The sequence below is a fragment of the Phaeobacter sp. 11ANDIMAR09 genome (assembly GCF_001294455.1).
Classification (GTDB): Bacteria; Pseudomonadota; Alphaproteobacteria; order Rhodobacterales; family Rhodobacteraceae; genus Pseudophaeobacter.
Genome location: NZ_LIKT01000004.1, coordinates 198,033 through 217,895, shown reverse-complemented (window position 1 = coordinate 217,895; position 19,863 = coordinate 198,033). Strand labels below are relative to the sequence as shown.

The 19,863-nt window shown below is 59.9% G+C and carries 16 protein-coding genes; 3 read left to right on the top strand and 13 right to left on the bottom strand.

Annotated elements, in window-relative coordinates; all coding sequences use genetic code 11:
• Window positions 1-41: 41 nt before the first annotated feature.
• Window positions 42-854 (bottom strand): phosphonate ABC transporter ATP-binding protein, encoded by an 813-nt coding sequence (phnC, locus tag AN476_RS05320; protein ID WP_054459940.1) that lies wholly within the window; start codon window positions 852-854, stop codon window positions 42-44.
• A gap of 182 nt (window positions 855-1,036) precedes the next feature.
• On the opposite strand from phnC, the gene rpe reads away from it, so the two are divergent.
• On the top strand, window positions 1,037-1,726 hold the full coding sequence (rpe, locus tag AN476_RS05315; RefSeq protein WP_054459939.1) for a ribulose-phosphate 3-epimerase: 690 nt from the start codon (window positions 1,037-1,039) through the stop codon (window positions 1,724-1,726).
• Between the two features lie 303 nt (window positions 1,727-2,029).
• Window positions 2,030-3,970 (top strand): methyl-accepting chemotaxis protein, encoded by a 1,941-nt coding sequence (locus AN476_RS05310; RefSeq protein ID WP_253279834.1) that lies wholly within the window; start codon window positions 2,030-2,032, stop codon window positions 3,968-3,970.
• 111 nt (window positions 3,971-4,081) lie between these two features.
• On the opposite strand, the gene AN476_RS05305 is transcribed toward AN476_RS05310, so the two are convergent.
• The 12 genes from AN476_RS05305 to AN476_RS05255 all read right to left on the bottom strand — a co-directional run bounded on the left by AN476_RS05305 (window position 4,082) and on the right by AN476_RS05255 (window position 18,884).
• Window positions 4,082-5,575, bottom strand: a complete 1,494-nt coding sequence (locus AN476_RS05305; RefSeq protein WP_054459937.1) for a class I adenylate-forming enzyme family protein — start codon at window positions 5,573-5,575, stop codon at window positions 4,082-4,084.
• Window positions 5,576-5,628: 53 nt separating this feature from the next.
• Window positions 5,629-6,411 (bottom strand): oxepin-CoA hydrolase, alternative type, encoded by a 783-nt coding sequence (locus AN476_RS05300; protein WP_054459936.1) that lies wholly within the window; start codon window positions 6,409-6,411, stop codon window positions 5,629-5,631.
• Window positions 6,408-6,875 (bottom strand): PaaI family thioesterase, encoded by a 468-nt coding sequence (locus AN476_RS05295; protein ID WP_083464246.1) that lies wholly within the window; start codon window positions 6,873-6,875, stop codon window positions 6,408-6,410. Before AN476_RS05295 ends, AN476_RS05300 begins: the two co-directional genes overlap by 4 nt.
• Window positions 6,856-7,998 carry an acyl-CoA dehydrogenase family protein gene (locus AN476_RS05290; RefSeq protein WP_054459935.1) on the bottom strand — a complete coding sequence of 381 codons (1,143 nt, stop codon included), beginning with the start codon at window positions 7,996-7,998 and terminating at the stop codon, window positions 6,856-6,858. Before AN476_RS05290 ends, AN476_RS05295 begins: the two co-directional genes overlap by 20 nt.
• Complete coding sequence (locus AN476_RS05285; protein WP_054459934.1) at window positions 7,995-9,194, bottom strand: acyl-CoA dehydrogenase family protein; 1,200 nt, start codon at window positions 9,192-9,194, stop codon at window positions 7,995-7,997. The genes AN476_RS05290 and AN476_RS05285 overlap by 4 nt, the downstream gene beginning before the upstream one ends.
• A 106-nt stretch (window positions 9,195-9,300) precedes the next feature.
• Entirely contained in the window at window positions 9,301-10,476 is a 1,176-nt protein-coding gene (locus AN476_RS05280; protein ID WP_054459933.1) for an acetyl-CoA C-acyltransferase, read from the bottom strand.
• Window positions 10,476-12,569: a 3-hydroxyacyl-CoA dehydrogenase NAD-binding domain-containing protein gene (locus AN476_RS05275; protein ID WP_054459932.1), complete on the bottom strand. Its 2,094-nt coding sequence runs from the start codon at window positions 12,567-12,569 to the stop codon at window positions 10,476-10,478. The genes AN476_RS05280 and AN476_RS05275 overlap by 1 nt, the downstream gene beginning before the upstream one ends.
• Before the next feature lie 453 nt (window positions 12,570-13,022).
• Window positions 13,023-14,258 carry a Tm-1-like ATP-binding domain-containing protein gene (locus AN476_RS05270; protein ID WP_054459983.1) on the bottom strand — a complete coding sequence of 412 codons (1,236 nt, stop codon included), beginning with the start codon at window positions 14,256-14,258 and terminating at the stop codon, window positions 13,023-13,025.
• A 97-nt stretch (window positions 14,259-14,355) separates the two neighbouring features.
• A complete protein-coding gene (locus tag AN476_RS22345) occupies window positions 14,356-15,723 on the bottom strand; it encodes an aldehyde dehydrogenase family protein (protein ID WP_083464249.1) in 1,368 nt (455 codons plus the stop codon).
• A complete protein-coding gene (locus AN476_RS05265; RefSeq protein WP_054459931.1) occupies window positions 15,705-17,324 on the bottom strand; it encodes a tripartite tricarboxylate transporter permease in 1,620 nt (539 codons plus the stop codon). The genes AN476_RS22345 and AN476_RS05265 overlap by 19 nt, the downstream gene beginning before the upstream one ends.
• 15 nt (window positions 17,325-17,339) lie before the next feature.
• Window positions 17,340-17,870 carry a tripartite tricarboxylate transporter TctB family protein gene (locus tag AN476_RS05260; protein ID WP_054459930.1) on the bottom strand — a complete coding sequence of 177 codons (531 nt, stop codon included), beginning with the start codon at window positions 17,868-17,870 and terminating at the stop codon, window positions 17,340-17,342.
• Window positions 17,871-17,939: 69 nt separating this feature from the next.
• A complete protein-coding gene (locus AN476_RS05255; RefSeq protein ID WP_054459929.1) occupies window positions 17,940-18,884 on the bottom strand; it encodes a tripartite tricarboxylate transporter substrate-binding protein in 945 nt (314 codons plus the stop codon).
• Between the two features lie 171 nt (window positions 18,885-19,055).
• Between AN476_RS05255 and AN476_RS05250 the strand changes: the two genes are divergently transcribed.
• A complete protein-coding gene (locus tag AN476_RS05250; protein ID WP_054459928.1) occupies window positions 19,056-19,835 on the top strand; it encodes an IclR family transcriptional regulator in 780 nt (259 codons plus the stop codon).
• The last annotated feature ends 28 nt before the right edge of the window (window positions 19,836-19,863 follow it).

Below are 19,863 nucleotides of genomic sequence, written 5' to 3'. Positions count from 1 at the left end.
CCCCATCGGGTACGGGTGATGAAATTGGATTGTTCAGGTGGTCAGGCTTCTGCCATCTCGGCCCGGATGGTGGCATCCAGGGTTTCGATCTCGGTGGATGTTGCCGCTTCCGAGAAGCTGGCATCGGCGCCGTAGATCTCGCGGGCGACGCCGGTGGTCAGCTGCTCGGGCAGCCCATCAAAGACGATGCGCCCATCACGCATGCCCACCACCCGGTCGCAATAGCGCCGCGCAGTATCCAGCGTGTGCAGGTTGGCAATGACGGTGCGCCCGTCTTCTTCATAGATGCGGCGCAGGGCCTCCATCACGGTCTGAGCGTTCATCGGATCCAGCGAAGCAATCGGCTCATCCGCCAGAATGATCTTGGGATCCTGCATCAGGGCGCGGGCAATGGCGACACGCTGCTGCTGGCCACCCGACAGGGCCTCGGCCCGTTTGGCGGCATGTTCGGCAATACCAAGGCGATCCAGAATATCGATAGCCTTGTGGATGTCATCCATCGGGAACAGGTTGAACATGGTGGCAAAGGTCGAGCGCCGATTCAACGTGCCGTGCAGTACATTTGAGACCACATCCATACGTGGCACCAGGTTGAACTGCTGAAAGATCATCGCGCATTCGGACTGCCAGGCCCGTTTGTCACCGCCGCGCAGGCCGGTGATTTCGCGGTCTTCAAACAGGATACGGCCTTCGCTGGCGTCGGACAGGCGGTTGATCATCCGCAACAGAGTCGATTTGCCTGCACCCGACCGACCGATCACCCCGATCATGCAGGGTTTGTCGATCTCCAATGTCGCGGTATCTACCGCAATCTTGTCGCCAAAGCGTTTAGTCAATTTATCGATGCGCAGCACAGTCGGTCCCTTTCGTTTCGGGCACTGACTAAGGCGGACAGTCAAACGATTTGTGTCGATGAAATGAAGCTTTTGTAAATGTCGATATTTTGACGGGGCAATCTGCCCCTGTGCAGATTGCCCCCAAACGTCTATATGGCGGCTGAACACTCCTCTTTTGTCCTCCTAAAGGAAACCGCCCGATGTCCTTAGACCGTAAGATCAAGATCGCCCCGTCGATCCTCTCCGCTGATTTTGCCAATTTTGGCCAGGAAATTCAGGCCATCGAGGCCCAGGGCGCGGACTGGGTGCATGTAGATGTGATGGACGGCCATTTTGTGCCCAACCTCACCTTTGGCCCCCAGGCCGTCAAAGCCTTTCGCCCGCATGTCAAAACGGTCATGGACGTGCATCTGATGATCTCGCCTGTCGACAGCTATATCGACGCTTACGGTGATGCCGGCGCAGATGTGCTGACGGCGCATATCGAAGCAGGTCCTCATATCCACCGCACCCTGCAGGCCATCCGCGCCGCGGGTATGAAAGCTGGCGTGGCACTGAACCCCGGCACCCCAGCCGAATCCGTGGCGCATCTCCTGGATCTGACCGACCTGATCTGCGTGATGACCGTGAACCCCGGCTTTGGGGGGCAGAAATTCATCGACATGACGGGAAAGGTCCGCCAGCTGCGCCAGATGATCGGCGACCGCCCCGTACATATCGAGATCGACGGCGGCGTAGACCCCAAAACAGCCCCCCTAGTCGCGGAAGCTGGCGCTGACGTTCTGGTTGCAGGCTCTGCCGTGTTCAAAGGCGGCTCAGTCACCACCCCAGAGGTCTATGGAGAAAACATCCGCCTGATCCGCGATGCCGCCCAGGGGCACTGGGCCTGAAACCACTGATCTGACGGGAAAACAGCCCCAGTCTTTGGCGGCGACCTGACCCGCTGCGCCCAGATCCCTAACTCTCAATCAGAGCGGTCCCCCGGGGCCGCTCTTTTTTGTTTTGTAAAGAGTTGCACCCGCCCTCCCTGCTGTCGCTCAGGTGAATGCGAGCCAGTTTTCAGAAAAATTAACCGAATCGCGCGAGTTTGAACCTGTCCCGTTTTGGTTTGGCAGTGTTTGGCCGTCTAGTTTGCAAGCGCCGCCTTCAAGTTACCCACTAGCAACGCCCTAGAGAATAGAAGGTTCGTTTAGGTGAATAAAGACTCACTCCTGCTCAAACTGGCTGTGCCAATCCCGCTTTGCCTTTGCTTGGGCCTCCTTGTCGCAGGGCTGTTCCTGCCCTCTACCATGCAAAACAATGCCATTTCGGCAGCCACAGATAGCGCGCGACAAACCGCGAACCAGATCAAGGCTATCCGAAGCTATTACACCAAATATGTGATTGGTGACGCCAAGGCCTCTGGAACGCTGTCCCCTGGCATTGACCATAAAGGCGACCCAGCAACCATCCCGCTCCCTGCAACATTGGTGCATGATGTCAGCAATCTGGTTGCACAGGAGCAGGTCAGTTTCTCCCTCTATAGCCCCTACCCCTTTGAAAATCGCGCCGACCGTCCAACGGATAACTTCATGGAGCTGGCCTGGGAGACTCTGAGTGAGAACCCAGAGGCGAGTTTTCAACAAACCGAAACAATCAATGGCAGCACTTTCCTGCGCGTGGCGGTCGCGGATCAGATGAGTTCAGAGGTCTGTGTCGCTTGTCACAATACCGTTGCGGGCTCTCCCAAGACCGATTGGCAGCTGGGAGATCTGCGTGGCGTGATCGAAGTGCGCCGCAATCTTGATACCGTCTTGGGCACGACACAGGCGCTTTCGCGCAATCTGCTCATCGGCTTTGCCGTGATGGGAGCTTTTCTAATTGCCGTTTGCATTATGGTGGCCCGTTCGGTGATCCGCCCGATCGAGCGCGTTTGTACCGACATCGCAGCGGTTTCCTCCGGCAACCTGGAGACCGAGGTGACTTCGGCCAGCCGCAAGGACGAGATTGGCAAAATCGGCAAAGCGCTGGTGGAGTTGCAAACGGATCTGCAAAACGCCCGCATTGGCGAAGACCGTCGTGCAGCCCTGCAACAAGAACAGCATGATGTGGTCCAGCATCTCAGCTCAGGACTGGTCCGGCTGTCGCGCGGCGATTTCTCACAGCCTATCGATGTCGAATTCTCCGGTGCCCATGAAAAGCTGCGCCTGAACTTCAATCAGACCATTGATACGCTCTCTGGCACGGTCGCTCAGGTGGTCGAAGCCTCGCAGTCGATCGGCAATGGCGCCACCGAAATCAGCCAGGCGTCGGATGATCTGTCTCACCGCACTGAAAGCCAGGCTGCCACCCTAGAGCAGACCGCCGCCGCGCTGGATCAAATGACCGCTTCGGTCAAGGCCGCCGCCGAAGGTGCCCGCAGCGTCGAAGCGACGATGGAAGAGGCCCAGCAAGAGGCCAAGAGCAGTGGCGAAGTGGTTGCAAATGCAGTGGCCGCCATGACCGAGATTTCAGGCTCTTCCAGCCATATTGGCCAGATCGTCACAGTTATTGACGACATCGCCTTCCAGACCAACCTCTTGGCGCTGAATGCCGGCGTCGAAGCCGCACGCGCCGGCGAGGCAGGCAGGGGCTTTGCCGTCGTTGCTGCCGAGGTGCGCGGTCTGGCCGCCCGTTCCTCCGAGGCCGCAATGGAGATCAAGGCGCTGATCAGCGGCAGTGCGGAGCAGGTGGGTCGCGGCGTTGATCTGGTTGGCAAGGCAGGTGACGCGCTCAACTCCATCGTGGGTCGCGTGAACCAGATTTCCGAACTGGTCTCAGATATTACCGAAGGTGCGGTTGAACAATCCACGGGTCTCGCCGAGATCAATATCGGTGTTACCCAGCTGGATCAGGTCACCCAGCAAAATGCCGCCATGGTGGAACAGTCCACGGCTGCGGGCCATTTGCTGAAAGCCGATGCGCTCAAGCTCACCCAGGTGGTTGCAGGTTTCAAGATCCAGCACGGCTTGAGCAGCCCCACTCCACAGGAAACAACCGCTGCCACCTCCGAACCCAGCGTCGCCCACGACTATCTGGATTGGGAAGATGAGGCCGTCCCGCAGGCTGGGCTTGCCGCAACCGGGAGCGGCGACAGCAAATGGCAGGATTTTTAAGGCACCCTCTGTCCCGTCAAAAGCGGCACCACCCGCCGCAGGATCTGGATTGATTTGGACAGTGTCTTCTCAGCCGGGCTTATGCGAACAGAGAGCCCCGGCTGGTCTCGCTTAGAGCAACTGCTGCGCGAATTGATCTAATAGCTTATGTTTGAGGATCTTCCCCGTTGGAGCTGCTGGCAGGATTTCGGTCAGGACAATCTGCGAGGGGCATTTATATCCAGCCAACGCAGCGCGCACGAATTGCATCAACTCCGCCACCTCGGGCTGATCGCCTTTGGCAAACTGCACAAAGGCCAGAACCTCCTCATCCCCCTTGGTCCTCCGGCCAACCACAGCGGATTGCACCACCTGCGGATGGGCGTTGAGCGCCGCTTCGACTTCGGGGGGAAAGACATTGAAACCGCCATGGATGATCAGCTCTTTTGATCTCCCCTCGATATGCAGCAGTCCCTGAGCGTCCAACCGGCCCAGATCACCACTGCGCAGCCAACCCTCGCCGTCCAGGACCTTTTGCGTCTCTTCGGGATTGCGATAGTAGCCCAGCATCACATTGCCGCCACGGATCAAAACCTCGCCCAGGCCCCCGCCGCCACCCGCGACACCTTCATCAATCCGCACCTCTACGCCGGGCAAGGGTGGCCCGACGGATACATCCGGGTCGCCTGGGCTGCTGTTTTTGGTGGCGCAGACGCCTGCTGTGGCCTCTGTCATGCCATAGCCATTTTGCAGCGCCACCCCGTAAAAAGCCTCGGCCCGCCGCTTCCAGTCGGGATCCAGTGGTGCCGCCCCAGAGGAGACATATTGCAGAACTGAACTGTCGAGCCGTTCCAGCCCCTGTTCCTTGGCAAACTGCATCACCACGGCATGCATCTGCGGCACCGCAGCCAGCCGAGTGACCCCACGGCGCAGGGCCTCGTAGAGGTTTTGAGCAGAAAACCGAGCCTCCAGCCAGACTTCGGCCCCGGCATAGAGCGCAGCTGTCATCACCGAGGCCAGGCCAAAGACATGTGTCATGGGCAGCACCCCGTAGATCACATCCCCTGGCACCATATCGCGCAGTTCGGCAGAGGTCTTGCCGCCAAACAGCAGATTAGCATGGGTCAGCATCACCCCCTTGGGCGCGCCGGTGGTGCCGGTGGTATAGAGCAGAACCGCAACCTGATCGGGGGCGGCGGCTGAGCTGGGATAGGGGGCAGCCATGTGCATCGCCCCATAGCTGCCAGAGATTTCCTTGGCCCCCAACCGCGGGGCATGGGCGCGGGTCTGACCTTCGACCTGAGTCGAGATCAGCACCAGAGCCGGGCGTGCATGCTCCAGGATCCGGTCGATTTCCTTGGGGCTCATGCGGGCATTCACCGGCACAGCAACCGCGCCGGTTTGGGATGCCGCCATCAGCGCGGCAACAACCGCGCAGCAGTTTTCAGCCAGCACCATCACCCGATCACCGCTCTTGACGCCGGTCTCTAGCATCACCTGCGACAGCTCAGCCGCCGCCTGCGCCAAATCGCCATAGGTCCAGCGGTTTCCCAGACTGTCGGAAAACCCCGCAGCTTCAGGGCGCGCGCTGGCCTGCGCTGCCAATAGATCATGCCATAGCTTCATCACCGCACCTCCCGTTTCCACCTGTCTCCCCCCAAGGCTGGTTCAGCCGGGAGCTATTTTGCGCCGAACTCCGGCGGCCGTTTTTCCAAAAATGCCGCAATGCCCTCGCCCGCCTCCGGTCCTCCGGCGGCACGGGCCATTGCGTTGCGTTCGCGGTCCAACTGCGCGGCCTCGCTGGTTTCATAGGCCTCCGCCATCATCTGGCGGATCTCCCGCTGCGCCTCAGGCGGGCCCTCGGCCAAGCGCGTCGCAAGCGACTGCGCGGTGCTCAGCACCTGATCGCAGGGCACCACCATGTTCACAGCCCCCAGGGCCTCCATGCGCTCGGCCGTGACCGGGCGTGCCAGCAGGCACATCTCCATCGCCAAGGGCCGTGGGAGCACACGCGCCAGCGATGCGGTCAGCCCGCCATCCGGCACCAGCCCCGCCTTCACATAGGCGGCGGTAAATTTGATACCAGCCTCGGCCACGATGAGATCTGCCGCCAAGGCTAGCGACAAACCGGCCCCAGCTGCCCCGCCTTCGACTGCTGCAATCACCGGCACCGGTGCTGCGCGTAGCCCCCGGATGATCCCATGCAGCTCATCCACCTTGTCGCGCCGCTGGGCGTCGGTCAGGTTGCGCCGTTCTATCAAGACATTCAGATCACCGCCCGCGCAGAAAAAACCGCCCTCAGATGTGAGCAAAATAGCGCGAATGCGTGGCTCCTGTGCCAGGGCGATGGCATCCTTGATCGCCTGATAAAGATCCGGCGAAAGGGCACCGCGCCTTGCTGCATTCATGTTTACGACAACAGCACGATCACCTTGGTCTTCCAGTCGAGCCAAAACCGTCATTTTCTGATCCTTTTGAAGACACCCGTGGCCGTCGCCAAAAGCCGCCCCTCATCGTCGTGCAATTCTCCGAAGAGATGCGCGATAGAGGCACCACCCCCGGTCACTCGCGCTGTAGCGGTGATCCGCCCCCCGCGCACCGCTGCCACATAGGACAGCGTCAAAGACACCGTGACCAAGGCTGCATGGTTTTCACGATCAAAGAACTGCGATGCCGTATTGCCACAAACCACGTCCAGCAGCGTCGCAACGATTCCTCCATGCAGTATGCCGTGGCGGTTCAAATGGGGCGGCTGCAGATCGAGTATGACCACACAAGAGCCATCCCGCCGGTCAATCGTTGTCTTGTAACCAACCAGTTGCTGCACCCCCGGATCTTCGATCTGAAAGGTCTGGTCTGACTGCGACGGGCCAGTCTCATTCTGGCCCGTCACCTGTTGATCTGCCTCAGGCAGCGCTTTGGTCAATGAACCGCTCCAGCTGCGTATCCGTGTCGCCAAAGCGGTGCTCCGCCATCACGATCCGCTTCGCGATATGAGCCAGCTCATATTCTTCGGTCATGGCAATACCGCCATGAAGCTGAATGCTTTCCTCAGCGACCAAACGTCCTGCCCGGCCAACCAGATTGCGCGCCGCCGCGACATGTAGCGCCTGTTCCGCTGCGGTGGCCTCAAGATGACCGGCAGCATTGATCACCGCCGAACGCGCCTGCTCGAGCTCAATCAACAGGGTGGCCATCCGGTGTTGCAGCGCCTGGAAGCTGCCGATGGGACGGCCAAACTGTTGCCGTGTCAGCAGGTATTCCCGCGTCAGGTCGGTGGCGACCTCCATGGCCCCCAGAGTTTCGGCGACCAGAGCAACCTCCGCCCGATTGCTGGCCCGCTTCAGTGCAGCAAAGCCCGCCCCGGCAGCACCCAGTCGCGCCGCCGCAGAAAGCCGCAGCCCATCCAGGTCGACCTCCGCCGCACGCCCTCCAGCCATCAGGGGATAGCCGCGCAGGCTCAGCCCCGCGCTGTCACGCGGCACCAGGAACAGGGAAATACCTTCTTCATCGTTTGCCACGCCAGTTTCACGTGCCGACACGATCAGATAGTCCGCCGCTTCAGCATTGACCACCACAGCCTTGCGGCCGGTCAAAACCAATTCGTCGCCCTCGTGTATTACTGTGGTCTCCACCTGCGCCAGATCATAGCGGCTGTTGGGTTCCCCATGGGCAAGGGCCAGGTGCACTTCACCACCGATAACCTGCTCGACAAGCTCTTTTTGCACTTCAGTTCCCAAAGCAGCAATCAGGCCACCGCCCAGAATAGCGGTATCCAGCAGGGGCTCGACCGCGCCTGCCCGGCCCAGCTCCTCAAACACGGTGGTAAGATCAAAACCTGCACCGCCAAAGCCGCCATCCTCTTCGCTGAACAGGGCACCGATGACGCCCAGCTCGGCCAATTTGGCCCAGATCTCAGCATCAAAGCCTAGGGTATTGTCGCTGTTACCCAAACGAGTGCTGGCGCTCAGTGCTTCCTGATTATCCCGCAGGAACCGACGCAGGCTGTCCTGTAGCATCTGGCGTTCGTCTGTCAGATCGAAGTTCATGCCCCACCTCCCAGTTTGACCTTGGCAATGATGTTTTTCTGGATCTCGTTGGAGCCTCCAAAAATCGAAAGTTTGCGGTTGTTGAAGTATTGCGGAGCCGTCGCTGCGCTGCCTTCCGGCCCCATGGCCGGCTCATTGCCGCCTTCCAGGGCTTCTGACACAAATGGCATCGCATAGGCACCGGCAGCACGACGGGCCAGATCATTGATTTCCTGTCGAATTTCCGTACCCTTCACCTTGAGCATCGAGCTTTCGACCCCCGGCGCCTGGCCCGAGGCCGCCCGCGAAATGATCCGCAAATTGGTAGTGGACATGGCCATCAGATCGATCTCCGCTCGCGCCACACGGGCGGCAAAATGCGGGTTCTCGCTCAAAGGTTTGCCTCGGTGCATCTGGCTGCCTGCCATACGTTTCACCGCGTCCAGTCCGGCGCGACTAAAACCAACGCCGGCGATATTGGTCCGCTCATGAGTCAGCAGATATTTGGCATAGGTCCAGCCTTTGTTTTCCTCACCCACCAGATTTTCGACCGGCACTTTGACATCTGTGAACCAGACCTCGTTTACCTCATGGGTGCCGTCCAGCAAGATGATCGGGCGGACTTCGATACCCGGCGTGTCCATGTCGATCAACAGAAAGGAAATACCCGACTGTTGCTTGGCGTCTGGGTCGGTGCGCACCAGGCAGAAGATCCAGTTGGCGTGCTGGCCCAGGGTGGTCCAGGTTTTCTGTCCGTTGACCACATAGTGGTCGCCCTCCCGCACTGCGCGGGTTTTCAGGCTGGCCAGATCCGACCCGGCGCCCGGTTCGGAATAACCCTGACACCACCAGTCTTCACCAGACAGGATGCGGGGCAGATAGTGGTCCTGTTGCTCTTTTGAGCCAAATTTTTGCAACACGGGCGCCAGCATCGCCAGGCCAAAGGGCACGATGCGGGGCGCATGTGCACGACAGCATTCTTCTTCAAAGATATGACGTTGCACTGCGTTCCATTCGCAGCCGCCAAATTCCTTTGGCCAGTTTGGGGCCAGCCAGCCCTGCTCATTGAGAATGGCGTGCCATTTCTCATGGCCCTCTTTGCCAAGTTCACGACCAACGCGAATGGCGTCGGACATTTCCTTTGGTAGTTTTTGTGACAGAAATTCTTGCACTTCGGCGCGAAACGCCTGCTCTTCAACAGAGTAGTTCAGATCCATTTGGTGCTTCCTCCCCGAAAGCCGCCCCCCGGCCTTTGGCCGGGGCGCGCCCATGCGACCCTCGATGGGTCGTTTGGGCGCTCCCTTGTTAGTTTAACGCTTTAGATCAGTAGATCTCGAACAGGCCTGCGGCGCCCATGCCGCCACCGACGCACATGGTGACAACGCCCAGCTTGGCGCCACGCCGTTTGCCTTCCCGCAGGATATGGCCGGTCATCCGTGCACCGGTCATGCCAAAGGGGTGGCCGATGGCAATGGAGCCACCGTTGACGTTGCACTTCTCGTCGTCGATCACCAGCCGGTCGCGGCAGTACAGCGCCTGGCTGGCGAAGGCCTCGTTCAGCTCCCAGATATCGATGTCATCCACGGTCAGACCATGGCGTTCCAGCAAGCGTGGCACCGCAAAGACCGGACCAATGCCCATCTCATCGGGTTCGCAGCCTGCAACGGCAAAACCTTTGAAGGCACCCATCGCCTCTATCCCGCGTTGTTCGGCCTCTTTGCTGTCCATCAGCACCACCGCTGCGGCACCGTCTGACAGTTGGCTGGCGTTGCCCGCGGTGATGAAGTTGCCTTCACCACGCACTGGCGCCAGGCCACTCAACCCGTCCAACGTCGTTGTGGGACGGTTGCATTCATCCCGGTCCACCAGTGCTTCCTTCATCGAGATTTCACCGGTTTCCTTGTCTTTAACCGCCATTGTGGTGTGCATCGGGACGATCTCATCTGCGAACAGCCCGGCCTCTTGCGCCGCCGCAATGCGCTGCTGGCTGCGCAGCCCGTAGGCGTCCTGATCTTCACGGCTGATGCCGTAGCGCTGTGCCACAATGTCAGCGGTTTCGATCATGGTCATGTAGGTTGCCGGCTTGTGTTCCGCCAACCAGGCCTCTTTGACCGAGCGCGCCTTGGGCTGCACCATCGAGATGCTCTCCACCCCACCGGCAACCATGGGCCCTGCCCCCTCGCAGATGATCTGCTGCGCAGCCAGGGCGATGGACTGCAAACCGGACGAGCAGAACCGGTTCACGGTCAGGCCCGATGTGGTCACTGGCATGCCTGCACGCAGGGCAATCTGGCGCGCGATATTGGCGCCAGTCTCGCCTTCCGGCGTGCCGCATCCAAAGATGCAGTCCTCGATCTCAGCGGCCTCGATCCCGGCTCGGGCAACGGCGGCTTCTACAGCCGCGCCGCCCATGGTGGCCCCATGCGTCATGTTGAAAGAGCCACGGAAGGACTTAGCCAGACCAGTTCGGGCAGCGGAGACAATAACGACTTGTTTCATCAGCTGTTTTCCTTGTTGAGATCGTCAAATGTGCGGCCCTCGGCCACCAGTTTTTCCAAGAGCGGCGCGGGATCCCAGAAATAAGAGTCTTCCTCGGCGCCTGCTTTGATTGTCGCCAACACCTTGTCCAGGCCTTCGATATCCGCCCATTTCAGCGGCCCACCGCGATAGCGTGGGAAGCCATAACCAAAGAGCAGCGTCATATCGACATCGAGCGGACGCCGGGCGATGCCCTCGCCCACCACTTTGGCAGCCTCATTGACCATTGCGGCCATATAGCGGGTGACGATTTCCTCATCGGTAAAGCTGCGCGGGGTGATCCCCTTGTCAGCACGCTCGGCCGCAATCAGATCCGACACTTCCGGATTTGGCGTCCCGCCACGCTTGCCCGCCTCGTAGACATAATAGCCCTTGCCGGTCTTCTGACCAAAGTTGCCGGCCTCACACATCTTGTCGACATAGGAGCTGTCGCGTTCGCGCGGGTCCATGCCCTCGGCCCGCTTGCGTTTGCGCATGGCCCAACCGATGTCGAGCCCTGCCAAATCGGCCACCGCAAAGGGGCCCATGGCAAAACCAAAATCCGTCAGCGCCTTGTCGATCTGATAGGGCGAGGCCCCATCCAGGATCATGTGATCTGCAGCCCTGCGATAAGTCGACAGAATGCGGTTGCCGATAAAGCCATCGCAAACCCCGGCGCGCACCGAGATCTTTTTCAGCCGCTGCCCCAGCGCAAAACCCGTTGCAACCACATCCAGCGCGGTTTTGTCAGCAACAACAATCTCCAACAGCTTCATCACATGAGCAGGCGAGAAGAAATGCAGCCCGATCACATCTTCGGGGCGCGAGGTGCAGGCGGCAATTTCGTTCACATCCAGGTAGGAGGTGTTCGAAGCCAGGATCGCGCCCTTCTTGCAAACCTCGTCGAGTTTTCCAAAGACCACCTTCTTGACGCTCATCTCTTCAAAGACAGCCTCAATCACTAGATCCACATCGCTGAGAGCCGCGTAATCCGTGGACAGGGTCAGGATTTCTTCGGTGAGCTGGGTGAACTGCGCCTCAGAGATCTTGCCCCGCTTCAAAGCGCCTTGCAGGTTGCCAGTGATCCGCCCCTTGGCAGCCTCTGCCGCCGCCTCGGTCATCTCCAACATCACAACGGGCAGACCCGACAGCAGCGCCGCCGTGGCAATGCCCGCCCCCATGGTGCCGCCACCGATGACACCAATTGAGCCCAGTTCGCGCGGCGCAACACACTTCAGCTCGGGCAGCTTGCTGACCGCACGCTCGGAGAAAAAGGCATGGATCATGCCCTGACGCTGGTCTGTGTTCATCAGTTCCATGAACAGTTCGCGTTCGCGCTTCATGCCCTCATCAAAGGGCAGCTCACAGCAGGCCTGAATTCCGCGCACCGCTACGGCGGGTGCCAGTAGGCCCCGGCCCTTTTTCAGAACCTTTTCATAGAGCGCGTCAAAGTCAACCGCCTCTGGCGCGGACATCTCGCTGACGGGACGACGCGTGGCGCCACTCTCCAACAGTTCCTGCGTATAGGCCAAACCGATCTCTCGCGGCTCTCCTTCTTCGATACGATCCAGAATGCCCAGCTCCAGGGCTTCCTTGGCGCCGACCTGGCGGCCCGAAGTGATGACATCGACAGAGGCCTCTACACCAATCAAGCGTGGCAGGCGCTGCGTCCCACCGGCACCAGGCATCACACCGATCAGGACTTCCGGCAGTCCAACACGGGCTGAGGGCACCGCAATTCGGTAATGCGAAGCCAGAGCAACCTCCAACCCGCCGCCGAGCGCCGTGCCATGCAGGGCAGAGACCACAATCAAAGGAGAGGCTTCAATGCGGGCACAAAGGTCAGGCAGAAAGATACCCCGTGGCGGCTTGCCAAATTCTGTGATGTCTGCCCCGGCAAAATAGGTGCGCCCCTCGCCATAGATCAGAACTGCCTTGGCACCATCCTTTTCGGCCCGCTCAATCCCGGCCAGCAGGCCTTCGCGAATATCAAAACCCAGCGCATTCACCGGCGGGTTCTGTGCTTTCAGAACCGCGATATCTCCGATGCGCTCAAATCCAATGGCATCCGTCATCCGAATTTCCTCTCTTCGGTCGGCCAGGCCAGGCTGTCTCCCCGTCCGGCTCTCATTGTTTTTTCAATCTCAACACAGGCAATGTCTCAGCGCCAAGCCCCTGTGCGATCCGGCGATACAGAACCCTGCGTCACAGGCCCCTCTCTCCAATTCACTTTGATAGAGAGGGGAGGCGCTCCACAAAATTCCATTATGCAGAACTGCATTCCACAAGATTGCAGGCACACTAGGCAAGAGTCCCGCAGTGATCAAGCAACAAACTTGCGCAACGCTGGGTAAATGCCGCACTGCGGAAAGCACCAGACAGAGACGATGTCTGCCGGGCAAAGAAAAAGGACAGCGGCGCTCGGCCCCTGTCCCCTCCTTCCTTTTTCCGGCGCTTTGCCTGCGTCAGCGTCACAGCCCCTAGGGCAATGGGCCAACAGGCACCTGGCCCGCCGGAAAATGCGTGCCTTAACCCTTGGCTTTGACGATGCCACTGGCGATCCAGCTGTCAAAAACCTCTAGCACCCTATCACAAAAGGCCGCGTCATTGATGTGACAGTCCAACTCGGTCAGCTCAGCAGTCTCGGGGCAACACTTGCGCATTTCGTCACAAAAGGCCTGCAACCCTTCGGCATCATGCAGCTCGCCGCCTGGACGGTCCCACTCATTGCAGCCCTGGTTCGGCAGGAACAGGGCCACCGGCGCCTGGGCCTGGGCCAGTTTCGTGCAGATTTCCCGCGCCACGATGCGACGCTCATCTGCCTCCAGAACCGCCGAAGACAGCAAGCGATTGTGCGCATGGATCGGACGCCCCTGCAGCTGCGCAGGCACCCCCTGCCAGCCCACAAAATCCACCAGATCATAGCAGCCCGGTGCCACCAGCTGCGGAATTGCCGCCCGCCCCGCATGGGTCAATCGCCCCATCCCGGCCGAAAGACCGCCAAACAGATAATTGGAAACCTCTTGCGGGGCAAAATCCATCACCGCAGCAAAGGCCCCCTCACGGGCCAGGCTCTCAAAGGCGCGCCCGCCCATGCCGGTGGCATGAAAGACGGCAACTTCAAATCCACGCGCTTCCAGCGCAGGCTTCAGCGTCACCATATATCGTAGCACCGTCTTGCCAAAGGAGGTCATGCCGATCAAAGGCCGCTCTCGGCGCGGTGCCTCAACCGCACGCGCAGCGCCCAAGACCGCCCCTGCCGCCTGGCTTAGCGCGGCCTTACAGATGGAATTCAACCCATACAACCCGCCGGACCACAGGATCATCTGCACATCCGCTGGGATGCGCTCGGGCGGCATCAGCGGCGAAAAAGCCACAGTGGAGACCACATATTTTGGCACCCCAACCGGCAAGGCCGCGCAGAGATCCAGCGCCAGATCGGTGCCCATGGTGCCGCCCAGCACAATCACCCCATCAATACGCCCCGCGCGGTACAGATCCATCGCTTTGGCGGCGGCCCCGGCCCCCATGATCTGCATCGCTGTGTTTTCATCGCCCGATGCAATGGCCGCATTAATCGAGCTGCCCCCGGCTTCTGCCACCTGATGTTTGCTGACATCCGCAGGCTGACTTGGATCCCCCAGGACGCTCACATCCATCGACAGTATGTTACCGCCCTGCGCCCGGATCACCTCTTCCAGATAGTGCAACTCATCGTCTTTGGTATCATAGGTCCCCGCAACCAATATCGTTTTTGCCTGCATCAATTCACCCTCCCGCAACGACACACATAGGCCCCGTCATCATCTTTCTCCAAATATTCCCGCCGGAGGCCACAGGTTTTGCCCCGCAAAACCTGTTTCACAGCTGGATCCAAGCGGTTTTTAAGTCCACATATTTGTCCAAGGCATGCAGGGATTTGTCGTGCCCATTGCCAGACTGCCCGACGCCGCCCAGAGGCACCGTATTGTCAGCGCCGCCATAGGTATTCACATGCACGACCCCGGCCCGGATACCCGCAACCATGCGATGGGCCCGCGACAAATCAGCGGTCCAGACCCCGGCGGCCAAACCAAAATCCGTGCCATTCGCCAGGCTCAAAGCCTCGGCCTCACTCTCAAATGTGGTGACGGATAAAACCGGCCCAAAGACCTCGCGCTGGAACAATGCGTGATCACGCGCCACATGGGTGACAATAGTGGGCGCCATATAGCTTCCGCCGGTCTCTTCCAAAATACGTGACCCGCCAGTCACCACCTGGCCGCCCTCTGCACGGGCCATATCTATAAAGGAGAGATTGCGCCGCAGCTGATCCTCGGAGTTCACTGCGCCTATCTGGCTGCCCAGATCCAAAGGGTCCCCCACGATCAGCGCCTCGGCTTCAGCTTTCACTAGCCCCACAAATTCATCATGAATCGAAGCCTCAACCAGCAAGCGCGACCCGGCGACGCAGACCTGGCCTGAATTGCGAAAGATCCCCATGGCCGAGACCTTGGCGGCCTTGGCCAAATCCGGCGCATCGGCAAAGACGATATTGGGGGATTTCCCCCCCAGTTCCAGATAGCAACGCTTGAGGTTAGAGCGCGCTGAGGCCTCCAACAATTTGCGCCCAGTGCCACCCGAGCCGGTAAAGGTCAAAACATCAACCCCCATGGACATCGCCAAGGCCGCGCCGGTCTCTGCACCAGAGCCGGTCACCACATTGAACACCCCGTCTGGCAAGCCGCATTCGACGCAGATCTCCGCCAGACGCAGCAGAGTCAGGGACGCCGTCTCCGCCGGTTTCAACACCACGGAATTGCCCATGGCCAGGGCCGGTGCCAATTTCCAGGCGCCGATCATCAGCGGAAAGTTCCAGGGGACAATGGCCCCAACCACCCCAACAGGCGCGCGATGCACCAGACCCAGGACATCGGCCTGGGTTGGCGCTACCTCGCCTGCCACCTTGTCCAGCGCCTCAGCGTAGTAGCGAAAGGTCCCGGCGGCCGATCCTGGCTCGGCTTTCAAGGCCATATTGAATTCGGTGCCATTGTCCCGCACGCCCAGCACCGCAAGTTCCACCGCCTCGGCCTCGATCCGATCGGCAATCCGGTGCAGCACCTTTTTACGTGCGGCGGGGGACTGCCCCGCCCAGCGGCCATCCTCAAATGCCCGCCGCGCCGAGGCGACAGCGCGTTCAACATCTGTTGCAGAGGCGCCCTCAATTGAGGTCAGAACAGCCCCTTCAATCGGCGAAGTAACTTCGAGTGGCGTCCCCGAACCTCCTTGCCACGATCCTTCAAGAAAGAGTTTTTGCGGCGCGACATCAGCTTTCCGAAGCTGGTTGATGCGGTTTTGGTCTGCCATTCGGCCTCCTTCAGTTCTTTGCGATCGCGCCAGACACGCAGGATATGACTCGCAAGAACCAAGATGATGATAGTGAAAAGAATGAACGATATCGGTCGGTTGATGAAGTCCAGCGGCTCTTTGACCCGAGCCATGCCCGAACGCAGCTTGACCTCCATGATGCCGCCCAGAACCATCCCGAGGATGATCGGCACTGCCGGCAAAGACAGGCGTTTAAGAATAAAGCCAAAGAGACCAAAGCCCGCGGCAATCAAGCAATCCGTAGCGGAGTTGCGCAGGGAGTAGACGCCGACAAAGCTCAGCGTCAGGATACAGACCCCCAGGAAGCGATTGGGAATCTTCACCACCTGAACCAAGGCCCGGGTGGCAAAGAGCAGAAAACCCAGCACCAGAACATTGAGGATCAGCAGCGCCAGGTAGAGCGCGACAACAAAATCCATATCGTTCTGGAACAGGCCCGGCCCCGGCACCACATTATGCACGTAGAACACGCTCAGCATCATGGCCGTCAGCGCCTCGCCGGGGATGCCCAATGCCAATAGTGGCACCATCGCGGCGGCGGGCACGGCGTTATTGGCGGTCTCGGCAGCAATCAGCCCTTCGGAGGAGCCTTTGCCAAAGTCCTGTGGCCGTTTTGAGGTCTTCTGTGCGTAGGTATAGGACATGAACTGGGCGGTGAACTCGCCAACGCCGGGGATCATCCCCATCAGGGCACCAAAGCTGGCTGATACGGCAGTGACGCGTGGATGGCGTGTCAGCTCGCGCAGGCCCTGGAACATGCCGCCGCGCAGCTTGGTCACATGCACCTTTTCGTCCTCATCCATCAGCAGCACAAAGGCCTGGCTGAGCGCAAACAGACCCAGAACCACCACGATCAGGTTCACGCCGCCGCCCAGAAAGTCCTGATTGAAGGTGTAGCGCTGGGTGTATTTCACCGGCTCCATGCCGATGGTGTTGAGAAAGATCCCCAGACAGGCCAGCGCGCCGGCAATCAAGGCCTGGCCACGATGGGCAACCACAACCAGGATCAGCCCTAAGAGCGCGGCAAGGAAGATCTCACGGCTGCCAAACATCGGCGCCACCTTGGCCAGAACCGGTGCAAAGAGGATCAGGCAGACGACGGAAAACACCCCGCCAAAGAAGCTGGCGGAATAGGCGAGGCTCAGCGCGCGGCGCGGCTCGCCCCGAGCGGTCATCGGATAGCCATCATAGGTGGTCAACGCATTGACGGCGGTGCCCGGCGTGTTGATGAGGATCGCGGGGATGGCACCGCCATACATCGACGATCCATAGATCCCCAACAGCACCGTCAGGCCCACAATTGGGTCCATGGAAAAGGTCGCAGGGAGCAGAATGGCAATCGCCACCGCCGGGCCAACGCCGGGGATCGCGCCAATCAGAACACCGCCAACTGAACCTGCAAGCAGTGCCAGCGCCACGTCCCAGCGCATCAGGATGTCGATTGCAGAGAGGATAAGATCCATCAGAAACCCCGAGGCCTAGAGATACAGGATAAAGAAATTGCGCAAAGCGCCCGGCAGATCCTCATAGAGCAGCGCACCAGGGATTTTGACCGCCAGGATGCCTTTGAACAGCACCACAACCATCAAGGCAAAACCGAGGCTGATGCCCATCATGAATTTCCCGCGATAGCCCATGCGCCGCGCCAGCAGCGGCACAAAGACCAGGGTCACAGGCAGATAGCCAATAAGGGGCACCAAAAACACATAGCCCATGAACCAGAGCGCATATTCAGCGCTGCGCCCCCACTGCCGGGCTTCCCAGAGGTCATAGCGCGAGGCCCGTCGCCAGGGCAGCTGGTAAAAATGCAAAGCCCCAAGCAGCACCATGCCGCCCAGACTGACGGCCGGCCAGAACCGGGGCTGGGCAAAGAGCTTGGCCTTTTTGACCCAGGTGGTCTGCTCGCCGATCAGCGCCAGAAGCAGCACCGACAGGGTCAGGAACACGAGGGCAAAAACCAGCTGTCCGCGCCGGGGGCCAACAAAGCGGCGTTCTCGTTCGGTGGTCATGTGAAGGATCTTTTTCGCGCTGGAACGGGAGCCGGGGCCACAACGGGCCCCGGCAAGAGGAGTGGAGGCTTACTCCAGGATCGAACCGATTTTGGCCATGGTGGCAATATCCGTCGCCACACGGGCGGCACTGTCATCGGCGCTCTGCCAATACACCAGCGCCCCGGTTTCCGCGGCTACGGCCTGCGCGCGTTCGCTCATCATGGTTTTCTGCGCCACGGCGATGATTTTCTCGCGCACATCCTGTGGCGTGTCCTTGGCCACAAACAACCCATTCCACAGGGCGATATTGAGGCTCGCGTCCAGCTCACCAATGGCGGGGGCATCCGGGACCAGCGGGATACGCTCATCCGTGATCGACACCAGCACCTTGACCTGATCCAGGCAGGGCAGGATCAGCTGCAGGGTGGTGTTGATCACATCCGCATCGCCCGAGGCCAGTGTGTTGCAATCCAGCGCATCAAAAGCCGCATCAGACCCCCACTCAAAACCGGCGTTCTTTGCAAAGGCCTTGGTCACCTGGGTTGGTGTCAGAACATCCCCAAAATGGCCCAGCGCCACGTCGTTTTCCTTGGCGTGCGCCGCCAGCTCTTCCATTGTGGAATAGGGGGCATCTGCTGCAGTTGCGATGACAAAGGGGTAGGTAAGGAAGATCCCAAGCGGGTCGAACTTTTCGGGTGTCAGCGGCGGAATGTCGATCTGGTGACCCATGACAGGCACCCCGATCACAAAGGAGCCCACTGTGTAGCCATCGGCGGGCGCATTGGCCACCTCAATGGCGCCAGGGAAGGGCCCGCCACCACCGCCGGGCTTATTCACCACAGCCGCAGCTACGCCGTATTCGGCCTGGAAGTCATCCGCGATCATCCGCGTCAGCACATCCTCCAGATCACCGGGAGGCCAGGGCACGATAAAGCTCACGGGCTTTTCTGGGTATTCCGCCTGCGCGGCCGCGGCGCTGAGGCCAAGAGCCACCGCTGCTGCGGTGCCTTTCACGAGATGGGTCAGTTTCATTTCAGTCTCCCGGTTGGTGCTGTGGTTTCAGCAAGTGGTTCATTATTTGAACCGTTGGTTTGAATTTAGATTGACAGCCCACCCGCTTATCTGTCAACAAAATATCAACTCGGGCGTTTGTTTTTCCAAACGCGCATCCAACAAATGGTCAAACGGAGATCAAAGCGGCAGATGGGAACCGTCAGTAAAGCCCTTAAATTGTTAAGCTATTTCGCACCTGATCGGACCGAAGTCGGGCTGAGTGACCTCACTCGCCTTTCGGGCATGAACAAGGCCACGGTCTATCGCCTCATGGGCGAGTTGCAAGAATCAGGCTTTGTTGAGCAGAGCGAAAATGACCGGGCCTACCGGCTGGGGCCGCAGGTTCTGCATCTGGCAGCCCTGCGCGAAGCCTCTACGCCGATCCTCTCAGTCTCGCGTCGGGTTCTGCGCGAACTCAGCGATGAAACCGGCGAAACCACCCATGTCTCGCTGGGGCATGAGACTCATGTGCAGACCCTCAGCCATGCCTATTCCCCCAGTCACGCCACCAAGGTCACCATGGAGGACGCCCAGACCGTGACCTACCACGCCACAAGCTCCGGCCTGGCGATTCTGGCCTATGCCGATCCCGAATTTGTTGAACAGGTTTTAGCCCAGCCCCTGAAGGCCCATACCAGCATGACCTTGGTGGACCCGGATGAGATCCGCGCCAAGCTTGCTGCGATCCGCGAGACTGGATTATCGGATACCCTGGGCAGCTTTGAACTGGAGGTGCACTCCCACGCAGTGCCCATTTTTGGGGCAGATCGCAGGGCCATCGGGGCGCTGGCTGTTGCCGCGCCTGCCTCACGGATGTCACCGGAACAGCAAGAGACCATTCGCGCTGCCCTGCGTCGCGCCGGAGCCGCGCTGACCCACCGTATCGGCGGCAGCCCGCCCGCCGATTATCCGCAGAATATCCCCGCGTGATCCAGCGCCCCTCTCTTCAAGATACCCC